The 17,827-nt window shown below is 41.5% G+C and carries 9 protein-coding genes; all 9 read left to right on the top strand.

What is annotated here, in order from left to right:
- Positions 1-45 precede the first annotated feature (45 nt).
- The 9 genes from OQ5_RS0109270 (at position 46) to OQ5_RS0109220 (ending at position 17,509) form a co-directional block, all read left to right on the top strand.
- Entirely contained in the window at positions 46-612 is a 567-nt protein-coding gene (locus OQ5_RS0109270) for an RNA polymerase sigma-70 factor (protein WP_016777221.1), read from the top strand.
- 800 nt (positions 613-1,412) lie between these two features.
- Positions 1,413-2,378 carry a FecR family protein gene (locus OQ5_RS0109265; protein ID WP_016777220.1) on the top strand — a complete coding sequence of 322 codons (966 nt, stop codon included), beginning with the start codon at positions 1,413-1,415 and terminating at the stop codon, positions 2,376-2,378.
- A gap of 207 nt (positions 2,379-2,585) precedes the next feature.
- The gene (locus OQ5_RS0109255; protein ID WP_176694073.1) at positions 2,586-5,858 is read left to right on the top strand and encodes a TonB-dependent receptor; all 3,273 of its coding nucleotides are present in this window, start codon (positions 2,586-2,588) and stop codon (positions 5,856-5,858) included.
- A gap of 19 nt (positions 5,859-5,877) precedes the next feature.
- Positions 5,878-7,350, top strand: coding sequence for a RagB/SusD family nutrient uptake outer membrane protein (locus tag OQ5_RS0109250; protein WP_016777217.1), 1,473 nt, complete (start codon positions 5,878-5,880; stop codon positions 7,348-7,350).
- A gap of 86 nt (positions 7,351-7,436) precedes the next feature.
- Positions 7,437-8,900 carry a SusF/SusE family outer membrane protein gene (locus OQ5_RS0109245; protein ID WP_016777216.1) on the top strand — a complete coding sequence of 488 codons (1,464 nt, stop codon included), beginning with the start codon at positions 7,437-7,439 and terminating at the stop codon, positions 8,898-8,900.
- A 218-nt stretch (positions 8,901-9,118) separates the two neighbouring features.
- Complete coding sequence (locus OQ5_RS0109240) at positions 9,119-10,948, top strand: glycoside hydrolase family 66 protein (RefSeq protein ID WP_016777215.1); 1,830 nt, start codon at positions 9,119-9,121, stop codon at positions 10,946-10,948.
- 353 nt (positions 10,949-11,301) lie between these two features.
- On the top strand, positions 11,302-13,635 hold the full coding sequence (locus tag OQ5_RS20680; RefSeq protein WP_016777214.1) for a glycoside hydrolase family 31 protein: 2,334 nt from the start codon (positions 11,302-11,304) through the stop codon (positions 13,633-13,635).
- Positions 13,636-14,061: 426 nt separating this feature from the next.
- Positions 14,062-16,410 (top strand): glycoside hydrolase family 3 N-terminal domain-containing protein, encoded by a 2,349-nt coding sequence (locus OQ5_RS0109230; protein ID WP_016777213.1) that lies wholly within the window; start codon positions 14,062-14,064, stop codon positions 16,408-16,410.
- A gap of 235 nt (positions 16,411-16,645) precedes the next feature.
- Positions 16,646-17,509, top strand: a complete 864-nt coding sequence (locus OQ5_RS0109220; protein ID WP_016777211.1) for a VIT1/CCC1 transporter family protein — start codon at positions 16,646-16,648, stop codon at positions 17,507-17,509.
- The last annotated feature ends 318 nt before the right edge of the window (positions 17,510-17,827 follow it).

The following is a 17,827-nucleotide window of genomic DNA, read 5'->3' as shown; positions in this document are numbered from 1 at the left end:
TTTATGGACAGGCACTAATTAATGTAAGTATCCCGAAGCGTGTCCATGACTTTAAAAAACAATGATGAAGCAAAATTCAGAGAGCTGCTTGATCTTCATTTTGTTAGATTAAAGCGGTTTGCCGTCTCTTTTCTTAAAGAGGAAGAGCTTGCCGAAGAGGTTGTGATGGATGTATTTCTTAGGCTGTGGGAGAAACGCCAAAAAATGGGAAATATAGATAATATTACCACCTATTTGTTTGTATCTGTACGCAATGCCTGTTATAATTTTCTCCGACAGTATAAAAAACGTTTCACGGATTCTTTGAATGACGTTGAGGTTGAGCTGGCCCGTTATGAATCAACCCCTGAGGATGATTTGATTTCAGACGAGATGTTGGAAAAGCTCAATAAAATTGTTGAGGATTTACCTCCCAAATGCAAAATTGTTTTCAAGTTACTCCGTGAAGAAGGACTTTCCCGGAAAGAAACTGCTAAAGTATTAAACATTTCTGTTAATACAGTTGACAACCAGGTGGCTATTGCTGTAAAGCGGATTGGCGAAGCTCTTGGACTTGATCTTTCAATTAAGAAAAATGTCAGTGGACTTAGATCTTTCTTGCTGACGTTGTGAATATTGTACTATACCTTCGGCATTGAATTTTAATTTCATGATTGAGTGCGGTATAAAAAGCATATTTTTGTCAAAATCAAGGCGTTTTAAATTTTTGTACCGGAGTTAACTCGTTGTTAATGAGGATGCAAAAATTTAAAATAACACAGAGTTTGGCAACAAAGATGCTTTTTAGACCGGGCTCATGAATTTTATTATTTCTGGTGCGTGTCTACAATAGTCAGTTAAAAAAAGCCTAAACGCAGAGGCACAATGACGCAAAGTTATTATTATGAGAGAGTTGTGGCTTGCGTCATTGGCTGCGTAAACAATTAATCATCAGACATCTGCAAAAGTTTAACGGAGTATTGTGTTGGTTCAGAAAGTGCCAGTTGACAGCTGCAAGGGTAAAACAGCAAATGGTACTTTATGGACAGCCATTTACTAAAGAGAATCTTTAGGTTCCATTTTCAACTCTTAGATTGTATATCTAAAGATTAATGAACCAGGAAAAGTAGTGAAACCTTAAAGTTTTTTACTTCAGAGCAAAACACATGACTGTCTTTTAAAATAGCTTCTCTTCAACCTTACTTTTTCAGTTGATTACAAAAAAAATATAAGAATTTGTTGTTTTCTTTTAGTAACATTAAACAATTCCTGTGTCATTATATTAAAAGACCTTTATTCCGGGTTGAAAGAATTTTAAAAAAGAATTGCGGGAATATTTTCATGAGTTTTGAAAATAAACAGCGAGAAATAGAATATTCATAAAAACCGTGGTCGAAACTGCGTTTTTACATAAAAAAAGCAAATAGAAAAATATGGCATTCAAAAAAGATATAGCAAAAATCATAGCGCGCCATCTGATGTTCTCGGCATCAGAGGATGAGAAGGCTCTTTTGCAGAAATGGCGATCGAAAGAGGAAGCCAACGAAAAAGGTTATCAGATCATGAAACGGATGCTTCGTCCTGTGAAAGGCAAAATAGGATCAGGAAATGTGGAAGTGCCTGTCGATGCATTTTTAACACGGGCAAAGGTTATGCAGGTTGGTCAGAGAACTATGAATTGGTGGAAGATAGCAGCTTCAGTGGCAGTACTCTTTGCTTTGGCATCGATTATGTCTCAGCTGCTTTATTGGGGCGAAAATTCGCGGATTGAGCTTTTTGCCGATTCGGGCCAGCGAACTGAGGCCGTTTTACCCGACGGGTCTCATGTATGGCTTAATAACTGTTCGCATCTGATTTATGAACAACGGTTTGGGCGTCAAAGAACCGTTGAACTTGAAGGGGAGGCATTTTTTGATGTGGCTAAGGATGCAACCAGTCCTTTCTATGTTGATGCCGGTGATATGAGAGTAAAAGTAACAGGTACTGAATTTAATGTGCGGAATTACGAGGATGAACCGACTACTGAGATTACATTGGCTGAAGGCTCTGTATATGTTCGTTCATCCGGAGGGCCTAAGGCGAGGATGAAACCAGGTGAAACCATTTCTCTGACAAAAAGCACCGGTTTGATGGTTCGCAAAAAAGTTGATGTATTTGATAATACGGCATGGCGTGAAGGAGTTTTGGTTTTTGACGATACCAATTTTAATGATCTTATTATTCGTCTTCAAAGATGGTATGATATAAAAATTCAGTACGACCCTGATGATTTTGAGGGAATTCATTACACCGGAACGATTCGCAACCTTCGCCTTGATCAGGTATTTGACTTTATAAATCTGACGGTTCCTATTGAAGTAAAAATGAATTCAAACCACATTGTGTTAACCAGAAAATGAGCTTTATGTAAAAAAATAAATCTGTGAAATAATTACTAAAAACAAACGGGGAATGCTCCAACATTCCCCGAAAAGAGTTTCTTCAATGGCTGCAGCAACAGCCATGAAGATCGTTTTAATTGTGAACTAAAACATTGTAAATCTATGAAAAAAAAATGGAATTGCACAGGGGAGTCTTACTGTGCACGAAATCGAATTCTGCGGATTATGAAATTATCCTTGTTCTTTGTAATGGTACTGACGTTTCAGCTTTCGGCTGTGACTTCCTGGTCACAAAATGAGAAACTGACACTTAAAATGGAGAATGCTTCGATTATAGAGGTGTTAAATTCTATTGAGAACCAAACCGGCCTTAATTTTTTTTACCAGAACGAACAGCTGAGTGGTGTGGCACCAGTAAATGTTGATGCGAATGACGAAACGGTTAAAGAAGTTCTTACTGCTATTCTTAGTAAATCCAATCTTGACTTCAGGATTATTGACAGGCATGTCGTAATTTTCCCTTCCGACAAAGGAAAGGAAGAAGCCGTGGTAATACAACAGGATGAGCTCACGATTCGCGGAAAGGTAACCGATAGTGATGGGGAGCCTGTTCCGGGAGTAACAGTGCAGATTAAAGGTACGCAAACCGGTACTATTACCGATATGAATGGTGATTATTCCATCAAGGTACCGGATAATGCCGTTGCACTTGTTTTTTCTTTTGTCGGTATGAAAACTAAGCAAGTGATGTTGGACGGAAATACTGTAGTAGATGTCACTATGCAGGAATCGATTGTTGGATTGGATGAAGTGGTTGTAGTTGGTTATGGAACGCAGCAAAAAAAGGACCTTACAGGTTCAGTGGCTTCCGTTAGTGATGAAGAAATTGCTTCTCTGGCTGTACCGAGTGTCAGCGATGCACTACAGGGAAAAGCTGCCGGTGTACAGGTCATTACAACCGGAGCGCCCGGAAGCGATGCTACTATTCGTATTCGTGGAATCGGAACCATTAATGAAAACGATCCCCTTCTTGTAATCGACGGAGTACCAACAATGTCGGGGTTGAACCTAATTAATAAAGACGACATTGAGTCCATTGAGATACTTAAAGATGCTTCGGCTACTGCTATTTATGGTTCAAGAGGAGCCAATGGTGTTGTTATGATTACTACCAAAAGGGGGAAAAGCGGTCAGAGCAATATAGATGTAAAATATACATACAGTGCTCAAGAGGCAACAAATATGCTCGATATGCTTGATGCTTCTCAATTTGCTGCCCTGCATAACGAAATGATGGCAAACGCCGGACGTGAGCAAAATCCTGATTTTTCCGATCCCTCATCTTTGGGGGTTGGAACCGACTGGCAGGATGAACTTTTCCACATTGCACCCATGCACAATGTTTCGGTATCTTATTCGGGGGGTAATGAAACGGCTTCATACTATGTATCGGGGAATTTTCTCGATCAAAAAGGAATTGTAATGAACACTGGATTTAAGCGCTACAATCTTCAGTTTAACTCCGATTCCAAAGTTTTTGAAAATGTAAGATTTGGGAACTCACTCACTCTCACACACGACAATAAATACAGTGGCGACTACAATATCGGTTCTACCCTGAGGGCCCTTCCCACGCAACCTGTTTACAATGAAGATGGTTCGTATGCAGGGCCGGTAGGACGTCCCGAATGGGTGGGTGACATACGCAACCCGATTGGTACCGCATCAATTATTGACAACCGAACAAAAGGCTACAATGTGATAGGATCGGTCTTTGCTGAAATTGAAATTTTTGACGGACTGAAATTTAAATCTACCGGTGGTCTGGAAGCCAACTTTTGGTACGATCGTACCTGGTCACCTGCTTACGACTGGGATCCGACACCCGAAGAAGATTCATATCTCTATCAATCATCTAACAGAAATGTTACCTGGTTGTGGGATAATATTCTGACCTATAAGGAAACTTTTAACCGGGTGCATGACTTAACAGTGATGTTGGGAACCAGTGCCCAGGAAAACAGATTTGACTTCATGAATGGGGCTATTAAAGAATTTGCAAGTAGCAAAACACAACAACTTGATAGCGGCAATGATGAACAGGAAGTTGGTGGAAATGCTTCTGAGTGGTCGTTGATGTCTTATATGGGACGTATTAATTATGACTTTAGTGATAAATATCTGGTGACTGCTACGATTCGCCGTGACGGCTCTTCCCGTTTTGGCTCCGGCAATAAATGGGGAATTTTTCCATCCGGGTCAGTTGCCTGGCGTGTCTCTGAAGAGAATTTTTTTAATAATGTTCATTTTGTTGATGATCTTAAGTTGCGAGCAGGAATTGGATATACCGGGAACCAGGAAATTGGCAACTATGCTTTTGCTTCCAATTTGAGTGTTATTAAGTATAATTTTAATAACAGCCAGGTGCCTGCTGTTGTACCTGTTGTAATGCCCAACCCCAATGTGCAATGGGAATCACAACAACAAATTAATGTCGGATTTGATGCCACCATTCTCAACCAGAGAATGAACATTACCGTGGACGCCTACCAGAAGAATACCAGTGATATGCTGGTGCCGATGTCCGTGCCCATTTCAACCGGTTATTCTGATGTTGTGGTGCCCTCAATCAATGCTGGAGAAATGGAAAATAAAGGCATCGAATTAACTGTTCGATCCAGAAATATAGAAGGTGACTTTACATGGGACACTGACTTCAATATTTCTTACAATGAAAATAAGGTAACCAGTCTGAACGATTCGGTACCCATGGCTTCCGGTTATCTTGGCTTTGATTTTCAACCGGCTCGTATTGCTGAAGGTCATGCCGTAAGAGAATTTTACGGATACGTTACTGATGGTATTTTTCAGAATCAACAGGAAGTAGAAGACCATGCAGTACAGATACCAGGTAATGATCCATACAACCGTACCTCGGCTGGTGATATCCGTTTCAAAGATCTGAACAGTGATGGGGTAATTGATGACGGGGACCGAACCTATTTGGGTAATCCCAGTCCCGATTTTATTTTCTCTATGAATAATAAGTTTTCCTGGCACGGATTCGATTTTTCCATCTTCATACAGGGCGTTCAGGGAAATGAAATTTTGAATGCCAACCGCATATGGAGTGAAGGGATGGCCGTGGCGGTGAACCAGACATCTGCAACACTAAATCGATGGCAGCAAGAGGGAGATATGACCGACATACCCCGTGCCGTTTTCAATGATCCGAATAAAAATACCAGAGCTTCTGATCGTTGGATTGAAGATGGGTCATATTTGCGTGTCAAAAATATTGTATTTGGATATAATCTTCCCAATCGCTGGATCGAAAGATTTGGCATGCAACGTGCCAGGGTTTATTTCTCGGGTTCAAATATTTATACGTTTACCAATTATGAAGGAGTCGACCCTGAAGTTGGGGCCGATGGCATCGATAACGGGTTGTATCCTGTGACACGAACTTTGAGTTTTGGTGTAAATGTTACTTTCTAATCATCAAAAGTTTATAGAAATGAAAAAATATCTTATCATATTATCCTTGTTTTTGGGGTTGTCAGCTTGTAGTGAAGACTTCCTGACCAAAGCTCCCCTGGATTCAATCAATACTGAAAATTATTTTGAAACTGAAGAAGATGCCATTTATGCCATAAATGGTGCTTATCAACCGCTTCAATGGCCTAAGCTTTATAATATGCGTATGTGGACCACTGATATTATGGCAGGCAATAGCATTGTCGGAGCAGGTGGTGGTGATGATGGCCGTGAGACACAAGATCTTGCCAATTTTGTGACGACCGCAGACAATCCCGGTGTTTTGGACCTTTTTCGAGGGCCGTCACCCGGCATTTTAAGATGTAATGTAGTCATCCAAAATGTTCCGGGGATGAACATTGATGAAGAATTGAAAGAGCGCATTGTTGCTGAAGCTAAGTTTCTTCGTGCTCATTATTATTTTATTATGGTTCGGTTTTTTGGGGATGTACCTTTAATTCTTAAACCACAGGAGCCTGGAGATAATCTCCGGCCTTCGAGAACCGACAAAGAAGAAGTGTATCAACAAATAATTTCTGACCTGGTAGATGCAAGGAATGTTTTGCCAGCTAAGTCAGAATATTCTGATGCTGATATAGGTCGAGCTACCCGGGGAGCTGCGGCAGGTCTGTTGGCCAAGGTTTATCTTACACGTGGCGAATGGCAGAAAGTTGTTGAATTGTGTGATGAGGTTGCCACTCTTGGCTATGAACTCAACGATAATTATGCAGATAACTTTAATGTAGCTAACGAGAATTCTCAGGAATCGTTGTTTGAAGTGCAATACGTAGGAGGAGCAGGTGAGGATTTTTGGAGCAATGAAAATCAGGCTTCATGGTTAAGCACCTTTACTGGTCCCCGTAATTCCGGGATGGTGGCCGGAGGCTGGGGTTGGAATCAGCCAACTCAGGAGTTTGTAGATGCTTATGAGGATGGTGATCTTCGAAAAGATGCGACGGTTCTGTACGATGGATGTCCCGCCTTCGATGGGATGGAGTATGATCCGGCATATTCAGTTACCGGATACAACCTTCGGAAATTTTTGGTGCCAAAGTCGATTGCAGATGCTTATGATAACAGCCCGCTTAACTTTCCGGTTTTGCGCTATGCCGATGTATTACTGATGAAAGCTGAAGCTCTGAATGAATTGGGACGAACTTCCGAGGCTGAAACACCACTCAATGAAGTACGCAACCGTGCCGGATTGGAGGATGTGCAATCGGGGCTTACCAAAGAGGAATTCCGTGATAAGGTATTGCATGAGCGGCGAATGGAACTTGCCTTCGAAGGACAACGATGGTTCGATATCATTCGTATTGACAATGGACAATGGGGGCTTGACTTTCTTCACTCCATTGGCAGGGTAAATGCTTCCGAAAAGCATCTACTTTTGCCCATTCCACAAAAGGAAATTGATACCAATCCCAATTTAAGGCAAAACCCCGGATATTAATGTTCTTTCAACTTCTGGCAATTTGTATGCTTCTTTGACGCATTTTAAGACATATCCATAAACCAAGGATTACAAAAAAAATAATCATGCAAACAAATAATATAAATATCACCTGGGAAAACAGTCTAAACAGACTGATACTTTTCCTTATGGCCGTCATTTTGGGATGGTCAGCATATAGTTGTTCCGACGATTATGACGAAGTCGATATCGCAATAGGAGAGCCGGTCTCCATTAGTGTTTCGAATAGTGAAATAGTTCTGACACAGAAACAGGCCAATGCAGAAGCGGTTAGTATTTTTTGGACTTCAGGCACCAATATGGGAACCGGCAGCTCAATTTCCTATATACTTGAATTGGATGTTGCTGGCAATGATTTTACATCTGCAATGAGCTATAATATGGGGAAAGCTGTTTACCAAAAAAGTTTTACTCACAAGGAAATCAATACATTGGTGATGGATTTCTTTGGCTTTAACGGTGGTGAAGAGGTTGACCTGGATATTCGCATAACTGCAAATGTAGCTGCTGAGGGGGTTGAACCTCAAATGGCCACTTCTCAGATTTCTTTCTCGACTTATCAACCGGTTTCTGAAACCCTTTACATGATAGGCGATGCTGCTCCTAACGGATGGAGTGCTGAGGCTGCAACTCCGCTAACACCGAATTCTTCTGATCCGACTACTTTTATCTATCAGGGAACATTATCGGCAGGAGAATTGAAATTTATCACCGAGCTGGGGCATTTCTTGCCTTCGTACAATAAAGGTGAAGATGTCAATACTTTGGTTTACAGAACGGAAGATTCCCAGCCCGATGATAAGTTTTTAATTGAAGAGGCTGGTGTCTATGCCATCGAACTTAATTTGGTAGATCTGACCATTGCTTTTGAGAAATTGCCAGGACCTGCTTATGATGTTCTTTATATGGTAGGTGACGCCACACCAAATGGGTGGGATATTGCCAATGCTGTGGAAATGATTCAGAATCCTGACAACTTATTCCAGTTTACATGGGAAGGTGTTCTCATACCTGGCGAATTCAAAATTCCTGTAAACAGAAATACCGATTGGATGCAGGATATGTTTATGCCTGAGCCGGATGATCCGTCCAGTGTATATCTTCACAACGGAGGCGACCCGGACGACAATAAATGGAAGATTACAAATGAGAATTATTACTATGTGACACTGGATATTTCAGATATGACCATTTCCATTGAACCATTCGAACTTTACATCGTTGGTTCGGCGACACCTGTTGGCTGGGATATCGGAAATGCCATTCAGCTTTCTCAGGACCCCGACAACTGGAATATTTTTACGTATGAGGGTGAATTGACTGCCGGAGAATTTAAATTTCCAGTAAACCGTAATACTGACTGGGGGCAGGATATGTACATGCGCGATCCTTCTGATGAAACAAAAATGTATCGTCATATTGGCGGAGAACCGGATGACAGTAAGTGGGTTATTCCGGAAGGAGAAGATGGAAATTATATCCTTACCCTCGACGTCCTTGATTTGACCATTGACATTCAGAAACAATAAATGGGAATTATTCCCGTAGCGGGATATCTTATCTTCCGGGCCTGACAAATTTGTTTTGGCCCGGAGATTTCCATCAATCCTTTTTGGGTTAAGGAGTACCCGGGTTAAAATCGCTTCTTTTTTGTGAGTTTTTGCCCTTAAAAGGCTTTACAAAATTTACATCGTGGGTCGGGCTCGTTTTGAGATTGCGTCTTCTATGAATAATCTCCTGCGACACAATGAAAGTTAAAAAACATTTCAAGGCAATTGAAAGTCGGCTTTTTGAGCAACAACAAAAATTTAAAAATGAATCAATTAACTCATACATCTATTTTTTATTATTCGTCCTGCTTTTTACAGGATGCGATAAAGATGATGAAAAAAATGATACCGATGGCGGGAACAACTCGTCTGATAATGATGATACCGTTGTATTAACCACCGATAAAGCCCGTTACAATCCGGGAGAAGATGTGGAGATTACTGCAGACAGGAGCCTGACCGGAGAGGTAATGGTACGCTACCGTCATTTGGGAGAAACCATAGGCGAAGAACCATTTGCAGGCGAAATTTGGAATTGGACTCTCCCCAATGTAGATTTCAAAGGCTATTTGGTCGATGTATATGAAATGGTGGATGGAGAAGAGGTGATTTATGGTAGCGTGGCTGTGGATGCTTCATCCGACTGGACTGTTTTTCCCAGATATGGTTTTTTGTCTGAGTTCTCATCTGAGGTGACCACTGATGAAATAGAAAGAACCTTATCTTTTCTGAAACGGTGCCATATTAATGGCATTCAATATTACGACTGGCTCAATAAGCATCACTGGCCACTAAAAATGAACGGAGGACAGCCAGCTGATATATGGCTTGATATTGCAAAACGTGAAGTTTCTTTTAATACGGTGAATACGTACATTAAAAGCGGCAAAGCAAAGAATATGGCTTCAATGCAATATAACTTGCTATTTGGTGCATGGGATGACTTTGAAAGCGATGGCGTTTCAACACGCTGGATGCTTTTCAGTGATTCGAACCATCAAAACATTAACAAACACGATTTGGATGACAACTGGGCATTGAGCGATATTTACCTGGCTAATCCTGATAATAGCAACTGGCAGGATTATATTTATGACAGAACAGCTCAGGTATATGAGTATCTCGATTTCGATGGATGGCATGTAGATCAGTTAGGCGACCGGGGAAATGTATATGATTATGACGGCAATCAGGTTGATCTGCCTGCTGGTTATTATTCGTTTTTGAGCAACCTGAAAAACCGCTTTCCAAATAAAAAAATGGTGCTTAATGCCGTGGACCAATACGGGCAGCAGGAAATCCTGAAGTCAGGAGTTGAATTTGCCTACACTGAAGTATGGTCTTACAACAGCTTTGAGGCGCTTTCTGAGGTTATCCGCAATAATTACAGCATAAGCAGCGATTCAAAAAATACAGTACTGGCTGCATATATGAATTACGATATGTCCCATTCATCGGGCTATTTTAATACGCCGGCTGTATTGCTAACAGATGCTGTCATCTTTGCTTTTGGTGGAGCTCATCTTGAGTTGGGAGAACACATGCTGGCCAACGAATACTTTCCCAACAACAATCTTTTGATGCGGACTGATCTGAAGGAGGGTATTGTTGAATTTTATGATTTTCTGGTTGCATATCAGAATCTGTTGAGAGATGGCGGTGAATTTAACAATCCGGAAGTGACTTCGCTCAACGGAGAAACAATTATCAACAATTGGCCTCCTCAAGCCGGTAGCATTGCTGCTGTAGGGAAAATGGTGGATCAAAAACAGGTGTTGCATCTGATCAACTTTGTTAATGCCAATTCCTTGCTTTGGCGCGATGACAAAGGGAATCAGCTGTACCCTGATAAAATAACGGGCTTGAAAATTCAGATTCAATCCGAGAATGTAGTTAACAATGTTTGGTATGCTTCTCCCGACCTTAACGAGGGTGTTGCTCAATCATTGGATTTTGTTCAGTCAGGAAATGCCATAACCGTTACTATACCTGCTATGCAGTACTGGGGAATGCTGGTTTTCGAATGAATACTATTTATTAAAATGCCGTATATCAAGATTATTTGAATCATCTTATATCTAAAAATCTAACGATCTAATGTTTTCGGAGACTAATGAAATTTTGTACAGATAACTAAATCAGTTCGAAATAACGAAAATAATAATATTGCTAAATTTACACAATAATATTGACATAAATTTTGTAATTTGATATATTATGTACTCAATAATTATAAAGAGATTATTCATCTTTTTTGCATTCTTTTCGGTGCCGCTGCTTTTATTAACAAATTCCGCTTCAAATAATACAGCGTATGAGATAATCGGATATGATGTTGAAAAAAACAGTGTGAAGTTTTCCTTTTCTAGATAGTTCAGCCATGCTGCTGGAGCTTTACAGCGATGGTATCGTGAAAGTTTGGATTGATCCGGAAGGTACTTTTGAACGAAATAATGATTCTTATGCAGTTTTGTCCAATCAGGCACAGAATGCATTCAACATTGCGGAAACACCTCAGGGATATGAAGTTTATACAGACGACTTGATCATTCGTATCAACAAATCGCCTTTTTGCATTCGCTTTTTCGATAAATATCAGAAACTGTTACTGGAAGATTATCAAGACAGGGGATTTGTGGTTAATGAAGAGGGGATGGCAGTCTCCAAAACATTGAGACCCGATGAAAATATTTATGGATTGGGCGAAAAAGCCGGACCGCTTAATCGTCGCGGTCGTTCCTATAAAATGTGGAACAGCGACAAGCCTTGTTATGGAGTAAATGAAGACCCCCTATACAAGAGCATACCATTTTTTATGAGTAATTACGGATACGGTCTTTTTTTCGATAATACTTACAAAACAACTTATGACTTTGGGGAAAATGATAAAAGTTATTACACTTTTAGTACCCCGGGCGGTGAGATGGTTTACTATTTTTTGTTTGGGCCTACTTACAAAGAAATTATTTCCAGGTACATCGAACTTACCGGCAATCCCATAATGCCTCCCAAATGGGGTTTTGGTTTTTCGCAGTGCCGGGGAATGCTCACAAACGAAAAACTGACCCGCGACATTGCAGAAGGTTATCGAAAGCGCAATATCCCTTGTGATATTATTTACCAGGATATTGGTTGGACTCAACACCTGCAGGATTTTGAGTGGCGTGACGACAATTACGAGAATCCGGTTCAGATGTTGGACGAACTGAAAGAGCAGGGGTTCAAAGTGATTGTTTCACAGGATCCGGTGATTTCTCAAAGTAATGAAATTCAGTGGCGGGAGGCCGATTCTTTAGGCTATTTTACTACGGATGTACGCACCGGAAAGGCTTATGATATGCCCTGGCCCTGGGGAGGTAATTGTGGGGTAGTAGATTTTACCAATCCCGATGTTGCTGACTGGTGGGGAGCTTATCAGCAGAAGGTTATCGACGACGGTGTACGCGGCTTCTGGACCGATATGGGGGAACCTGCCTGGAGCAATGAAGAGAGTACCGACCGGCTGAATATGAAGCATCATGATGGAATGCATGCCGAAATCCATAATGTATATGGACTTACCTGGGATAAAGTGGTAACTGAACAGTTTGAAAAGCGCAATCCCAATACCCGGATTTTTCAAATGACGCGTGCTGCTTTTGCTGGTCTTCAGCGTTATACGTTTGGATGGTCGGGCGACACAGGCAATGGCTACAACGTAACAGAGGGCTGGAAACAGCTTGCCAATCAGATTCCGGTCGGTCTTTCTGCAGGAATGGGAGGAATACCTTTCTGGAGCTGTGATATCTCAGGCTATTGCGGCGATATAAAAGATTACGATGCCATGGGTGAACTATATGCCCGCTGGATGCAGTTTGGCGTTTTTAATCCTTTGAGCCGGGCCCATCATGAGGGAAACAATGCTGTAGAACCGTGGTTATTTGGTGACAGAGTAGAAGCCATTAGTAAAGCAGCGATTGAATTGAAGTATTCTCTATTCCCTTACATTTATTCCTACGCTCGTGAAGCATATGATACCGGTATGCCTCTGATGAGGGCTATGTTTTTAGAATTTCCTGACGATTCTGAAACAGATGACCTGGGTTCACAGTTCATGTTTGGAGAGGAATTGCTTGTAGCTCCTGTTGTGGAGCAAGCTGCAGCCGTAAAGCGGGTTTACCTTCCGGATGGGGTATGGTACGATTACCATGATCCCCGTGTTAGTTATGATGGTGGGCAATGGATCGATTTTCCGGTTACACTTGAAACCATCCCGCTATTTGTAAAACAAGGAGCTGTGATTCCTACCATGCCGGTAATGCAATATATTCATGAAGACCCCGGTTATCCTTTGATATATGAGGTGTTTCCGGCTCGCATCAATCGATCCGCTTCTTTTATTGTATATGAGGACGACGGAGAAACTAACGATTATAAAAGGGATGTTGGCCTAAAACGCATTTTTGAGTGCAAAACCTTTCGAAGTGGTTTTGAAATTTTCCTGGAAAAAAAGGTAATGAAAAATTACATTGGCAGGGAACGGAAGAAAATCATACGTCTTCACTCCAGGAAAAAGCCAGTAAGAATCACTACATTTGAGGGGGATAAGCTCAAAAAAGGTGAACGTCATTTCATTAAAAGTCGTCTGGCCTGGCGTTATGATAAAGATCAAAAAATGTGCATAATTCAGGTGCCTGAAGGAATGGATGTAATACGACTAAAGGTGATATTTTAGAGAAAAGTAATTATTTGTTTGATTTACAATTTAATAAGAGCGTTTAACGAGGAATTGAAATCGAAGACTTTTAATAAAAAAATCTTATAGCATATAAGAAGCTGTTTTTTGAAGAATCTGGTCAATAAAATTATTATATTTGTTCGTAACTTGTGTTTACAAGGAGCATGGCAGGAGAATAAAAACTTGTGATATAATTAGTACCTGTCTATAAAGCAGGGAAAGTTTCTTCCTTATCATGTTGCTCTTCAGAAAGTGCCGGTTGCAATGCCTGCCCCGATATCATCCGGGGCTTGCGAAGCCGCCAAAAACGCAGTTTACTTTTCGTAAATGAGTATTTTGGCGGTGAGCGTAACACAGCAAATGGTACTTTATGGACAGGAACTAATTACAGATAGCTGCGGATATATTGTCTAAACTAAACCTATGAAGTCTTATTTTTTACTATTGGTTCCTTTTTTTCTTTTCAGTTGTAGTTCACCCCCCGAAGAATTCCGGTTTAGAAATCCGGATTTGTCAACAGAAGAGCGCGTGAAGGATTTGCTGAGTCATATGACCATTGAGGAGAAAGCAGGTCAGTTGTTATGTCCTTTTGGTTGGGAGATGTGGGTAAAGGAAGGTGAAAATGTAAGTCCTTCTGCGAAGTTTAAAGCGTACGTTGACGACCGGCATGTTGGAATGCTTTGGGGCACTTTCAGGGCCGATCCGTGGACAAAGAAGACATTGGAGACGGGACTCGACCCTGAGTTAGCTGCAAAAACAGCGAATGCTCTTCAACGATATGTTATAGAAAACACCCGGTTGGGAATCCCTTTGTTTCTTGCTGAAGAAGCTCAGCATGGACACATGGCAATCGGAACAACCGTTTTTCCGACCGGAATAGGTCTGGCTTCTACCTGGTCGCCCACTACCATTGAAGAAATTGGAAAGGTAATATCCCGAGAGATTCGTCTTCAGGGTGGTCATATAGCATACGGTCCTGTGCTCGATTTAGTGCGAGATCCCAGATGGTCACGGATTGAGGAGACATACGGCGAAGACCCTGTGTTGAGTGCCTTGATGGGTGCAGCCATGATTCGGGGCACGGGCGGGGGTAACCTGGCCGGTGAAAATGCTGTTATTTCCACGCTTAAGCACTTCCTTGCTTATGGTGTTCCCGAAGCCGGTCTGAATGGTAACTCAGTGATGATTGGAATGAATGAACTGCATCAGAATTTTATGCCCCCGTTTAAGGCGGCCGTTGATGCAGGAGCACTGTCGGTAATGACTGCCTACAATTCAATTGACGGGATTCCCTGTACTTCCAATAAATATTTACTGACAGACATATTACGGGACGAATGGGGATTTAACGGATTTGTGGTCTCTGATCTTTTTAGCATTGAAGGACTGAAAGGCAGTCATTTTGTGGCAGAAACCATGCAGGATGCATCACTTATGGCTGTGGAAGCCGGAGTTGATGTTGACCTGGGGGGTAATGCCTATCTTCAGCTTATTGATGCAGTAAAAAACGGAATCGTGCAGGAATCGGTTCTTGATTCGGCCGTTAGCCGGGTTTTACGTTTAAAATTCGAAATGGGATTGTTTGAGAATCCTTATATGGAGCCAAAAGATGCAAAACTTCATGTTCGCACTACGGAACATATTGATGTCGCTTTGAAAGCAGCCAGGCAATCTGTCGTCCTGCTGGAGAACAAAAATGATATTCTTCCGGTTAATCAGGAACAAATTTCCAGCGTGGCGGTTATAGGCCCCAATGCTGACACACAGTACAATATGCTGGGGGACTACACTGCCCCTCAGGCCGAAAGCAATATTGTGACGGTGCGTGAAGGAATTGAATCCAAAATAGGAAAATCAGCAGTAAAATACGTTAGGGGCTGTGCCATTAGAGATACCTCCTGGAATGAAATACCTGAAGCAGCCAGAGCAGCCAGCGAAGCAGATTTGGCTGTGGTAGTTGTTGGCGGTTCCAGCGCAAGAGATTTTGAAACAACTTTTAAGGAAACCGGTGCTGCTGTTGCCGGTGATGACTATTTGAGCGATATGGATGCCGGCGAAGGTTTTGACAGAGCCACCTTGGATTTGCTGGGGTATCAATTGAAGCTTTTGAAAGCTGTTAAAGCAACCGGAACGCCGGTAATTGTGATCTATATTCAGGGCAGACCAATGAACATGAATTGGGCAGCAGAAAATGCCGATGCATTACTTACAGCCTGGTACCCGGGGCAGGAGGGGGGTAACGCTTTGGCCGATGTCATTTTTGGTGAATATAACCCCGCAGGAAGATTACCGGTAACCATTCCCCGCCATGAAGGACAAATTCCTGTATACTACAACAAAAGAAACCCCAAAGGTCATGGCTATATTGATGTGCCTTCAACGCCACTTTACAGCTTTGGTTATGGACGCAGCTTTTCTCAGTTTGAATATGACAACCTTACGGTGGAACAAAAGGACGAGTTTGAGTTTGAAGTGAAATTTACTGTTACCAACACTGGCGATTATGATGGAGACGAGGTCGTTCAGTTATATCTCAGAGATAATTTTGCCCAGGTTGTTCCGCCAGTGAAACAATTAAAGCATTTCAAAAGAGTTTTTCTTAAAAAGGGAGAAACGAAGAGTATCTCTTTCTTTTTGTCAAAAGATGACCTTTCGTTTATTAATGCCAAATTGCAACGAGTTGTTGAGCCTGGCACATTTCAGGTATCTGTTGGAGCTTCTTCAGATGATATCAGGCTTGAATCTATTTTGGAAGCATACATAAAAAATTAACCAAACCTAATTTATCATGACAAGAGAAGAACATTTGAGATTTTGTAAGATTTGCAAAAATCAGGGCTTTGATTCCAAATTTGGTATTATTTGCAGTTTAACCGGTCGCCGGGCAGATTTTGACCTGGAATGCGATCACTTTGTAGAAGATTCTGGCTGGCACGACAGGCTTTCTAAAACAAAGGTCGTAAATTTGAAGAAGTAAACATTTTGGGAGGTTAAAAAAATCAGAAAAATGGATGCTCAGGCCAGGAAATATGCGCTTGCTGCGCAGAGGACAGAAATAACCGAATATCATATTTATAAACGACTTGCCCGAAAGACCAGAAATGCAAAAAATGCCGAGGTTCTCAACCGTATTGCAGAACAGGAAAAACAACATGCAGCTTATTGGGAATCAAAAACCGGGCAACAGGTGAAACCCGATAAGTGGCGGCTGTACCGGACTTTATTACTGGCGCGTTTCCTGGGTCTGTCCTTTGCGCTGAAACTAATGGAGGAAAAAGAAGGTACCGGCGCAGATAATTATGTCCGTCAGGCAAGATACTTTCCTGAGGCAGCAGATTTTGCCAGGGAAGAGGGGGAACATGAAAAGGAAATTCTGAAAATGCTGGAAGGCGGCAATCTTACTTTTGTTGGTTCGGTGGTTTTAGGGCTTAATGATGCCCTTGTTGAATTAACAGGGGCTTTGGCCGGATTTACCCTTGCTCTGGGAGAAACCAAAATAATCTCCATCGCCGGATTGGTTACGGGTATTTCGGCTGCTCTTTCAATGGCTGCGTCGGAATTTCTTTCCACTAAGGCTGAAGGTGATCCACGTGCCAAAGAAGCTGCTCTTTATACCGGTATTTCGTATTTGGGAACGGTCATCTTACTCATTCTCCCTTTTTTTCTTGTGGATAATAAATTTGTGGCATTGGGAATTGTTCTGGTTATTGCATTATTAATTATCTGGGGGTTTAATTATTATGTTTCGGTCGTCAGGGATCTTGATTTTAAAAAACGGTTTTTGGAAATGGCTGCAATAAGTATGGGGGTGGCAGCCTTTTCTTTTTTGGTGGGTTTTGGCTTAAAAGCTCTGCTGGGGGTTGATGTTTAAAGTTGATATGCCTCCAAAATTTTTGATGTTTATAGAAGGGGAAAACGGCGGTATGAGAGTATGTACGAAAATGAGATAGAAAAAAACAAAATTCAACGGTGAAAGTGAGAATTTTCCCGTGAGAGCCAAAATTTGGGCGTGAGAGCCAAAATTTTCCCGTGAGAGCCAAAATTTTACGGTGAGAATGAAAATTTGACGGTGAGAGTCAGAATTTTTCGGTGAGAATGAAAAATTTCCGGTGAATATAAAAATTGGTGCTACCCTTATTTTAGTGGTTAAATATTTGTTGAAATATAGTTGAGCCCGGTCTAAAAAGCA

Origin of the sequence: Anaerophaga thermohalophila str. Valhall (assembly GCF_000250735.1) — a bacterium.
GTDB classification, from domain to species: Bacteria; Bacteroidota; Bacteroidia; order Bacteroidales; family Marinilabiliaceae; genus Anaerophaga; species Anaerophaga thermohalophila_A.
This window is presented reverse-complemented; position numbering and strand designations above follow the sequence as displayed.

What these genes read in the sequence shown, in the direction of transcription:
- OQ5_RS0109270 (WP_016777221.1), top strand. Translation starts at nt 46, where the DNA reads ATGACTTTAAAAAACAATGATGAAGCAAAATTCAGAGAGCTGCTTGAT.
- OQ5_RS0109265 (WP_016777220.1), top strand. Translation starts at nt 1,413, where the DNA reads ATGGCATTCAAAAAAGATATAGCAAAAATCATAGCGCGCCATCTGATG.
- OQ5_RS0109255 (WP_176694073.1), top strand. Translation starts at nt 2,586, where the DNA reads ATGAAATTATCCTTGTTCTTTGTAATGGTACTGACGTTTCAGCTTTCG.
- OQ5_RS0109250 (WP_016777217.1), top strand. Translation starts at nt 5,878, where the DNA reads ATGAAAAAATATCTTATCATATTATCCTTGTTTTTGGGGTTGTCAGCT.
- OQ5_RS0109245 (WP_016777216.1), top strand. Translation starts at nt 7,437, where the DNA reads ATGCAAACAAATAATATAAATATCACCTGGGAAAACAGTCTAAACAGA.
- OQ5_RS0109240 (WP_016777215.1), top strand. Translation starts at nt 9,119, where the DNA reads ATGAAAGTTAAAAAACATTTCAAGGCAATTGAAAGTCGGCTTTTTGAG.
- OQ5_RS20680 (WP_016777214.1), top strand. Translation starts at nt 11,302, where the DNA reads ATGCTGCTGGAGCTTTACAGCGATGGTATCGTGAAAGTTTGGATTGAT.
- OQ5_RS0109230 (WP_016777213.1), top strand. Translation starts at nt 14,062, where the DNA reads ATGAAGTCTTATTTTTTACTATTGGTTCCTTTTTTTCTTTTCAGTTGT.
- OQ5_RS0109220 (WP_016777211.1), top strand. Translation starts at nt 16,646, where the DNA reads ATGGATGCTCAGGCCAGGAAATATGCGCTTGCTGCGCAGAGGACAGAA.